2 protein-coding genes are annotated in these 1,851 nt (G+C 76.5%); both read left to right on the top strand.

What is annotated here, in order from left to right; translation table 11 throughout:
- Positions 1-771 (top strand): ATP-binding protein (locus tag I59_RS01215; protein WP_022902318.1); only part of this gene is annotated, 771 nt, incomplete at its 5' end.
- On the top strand, positions 768-1,851 hold a 1,084-nt coding region (gene dprA / locus I59_RS01210; RefSeq protein ID WP_022902317.1), incomplete at its 3' end, for a DNA-processing protein DprA. The genes I59_RS01215 and dprA, both read left to right, overlap by 4 nt.

Genomic DNA, 1,851 nt, shown 5'->3' with positions numbered 1-1,851 from the left:
CTCGATCCGGTCGGTCGCCGGGCACGTGCGCGGTCGTGGACACGACGGCCGCCGTGGGAAGCTCCGCACCACTCGGCCTCGGCCGTGGCGCTCATCGGTGGCGGCAGCGGCGTCATCCGCCCCGGAGCGGTCTCGCGGGCGACGCACGGCGTGCTGTTCCTCGACGAAGCACCCGAGTTCCCCCGAGCGGTCCTCGACGCGCTGCGGCAGCCGCTCGAGTCCGGGCGCATCGCCGTGCACCGCTCCGCCGGCGCGGTCGAGTTCCCCGCACGGTGCCAGGTGGTGCTCGCCGCCAACCCCTGTCCGTGCGGGCACGCCGGGGTCGCGCACGGCACACCGTGCGAGTGCTCGGCGAGCACGGTCCGGCGGTACCTGGCGCGACTCTCCGGCCCGCTCCTCGACCGCATCGACATCCGTGTGCAGATCCCACGTGTGACCACGGCCGCGGTGCGTGCCGCGGACGACCGTGCGCCCACGACCGCGGAGGCGCGGGCCGTGGTCCTGGCAGCGCGAGACCGCGCGAGCACCCGGCTGCGCGGTACGGGATGGACCCGCAACGCCGACGTCGCCGGGACGTGGCTCCGTCGTGACGGCACCGGCGCGCCCGGGTCCACGAAGGCCATCGACCGAGCGCTCGACCTCGGCACGATCACCATGCGCGGTTGGGACCGGATCATGCGGCTGGCCTGGACGCTCGCCGACCTCGCGGAGGCGGACCGCCCGACCGCCGAGCACGTCCAGGACGCCCTCGCGCTGCGGAGCGCGCTGTGACGCCGCACGGAGAGCCGGGACTCCTCGAGGCCGTGCTCCGGGCGACCGGTTCGCGTGACGTTGATCCGGTCGTGGCCTGCACCCGTGTCGCCTGGTCGGTCGTCGCTGAGCCCGGGGACGCGATCGCGGGCGGACTCGTCGAGGGGCTCGGTCCCGCCGCGGCGTTCGAGGGGGTCCTCGGCGCCGTCGACGACGGGATCGGCGGGCTCCTCGCGCTCTGCGTCGAACGGGGTGTGGCGGGGACGGACGACCCGACGGGCTACGGCCGGGCGCTGACGAAGGCCGTCGAGCGGTGGCGCCCACGGCTGGCCCACGCGGACGTCGGGGCCGTGCTGGCCGCAGCGGACGCCGTCGGAGCGCGCCTGCTCCTGCCCGACGGACCGGCGTGGCCGCGGGCGGTCGACGACCTCGGGCACCATGCACCCCTCGTGCTGTGGAGCCGGTCGTCGCACGGCTCCGTCGCCGACTGGGGCGACCCGCCGGCGGTCTCGGTCGTGGGGTCACGCGCGAACACCGTCGCGGGTTCCGAGGCCGCGGCCGACATCACCTCGCGGACGGCGGACGCCGGGTGCGTGGTCGTCAGCGGGGGAGCGTACGGCATCGACGCCACGGCGCACCGCGTGGCGATCGCGGCCGGCGCGACGACCGTCGCCGTGCTCGCGGGCGGCGTCGACCAGCTGTACCCGGCGGGCAACGTCGAGATGCTCCGGGGCGTCGCCCAGCGGGGTGCGGTCATCGCCGAGTCCCCGCCGGGCACCCGGCCCTCGCGCTGGCGGTTCCTCGCACGGAACCGGCTGATCGCCGCGCTCGGCGACGTCACGGTGGTGGTCGAGGCGGGTGCCCGCTCGGGGGCACTGAACACCGCACACCACGCCGGGCAGCTCGGGCGGACGGTGTTCGCGGTTCCCGGGGCGTTCTCCTCGGCCGCGTCGGTCGGCTGCCACCGGCTCGTGGCGCAGGGCCGTGCGCAGCTCATGGTGCACCCGGACGAGGCCGCGGCAGCCGCGGTCGAGCACCGGGGCGGGGAGGTCGCTCTGCCGTCGGCGACGCCGCTGCTCATGCGCGACGACCCGGACGTCC

Origin of the sequence: Curtobacterium sp. B8, from assembly GCF_000333315.1 — a bacterium.
GTDB lineage: Bacteria > Actinomycetota > Actinomycetes > Actinomycetales > Microbacteriaceae > Curtobacterium > Curtobacterium luteum.
Note: the sequence above shows the minus strand (reverse complement) of the source record. Positions and strands in the feature narration are given on the sequence as shown.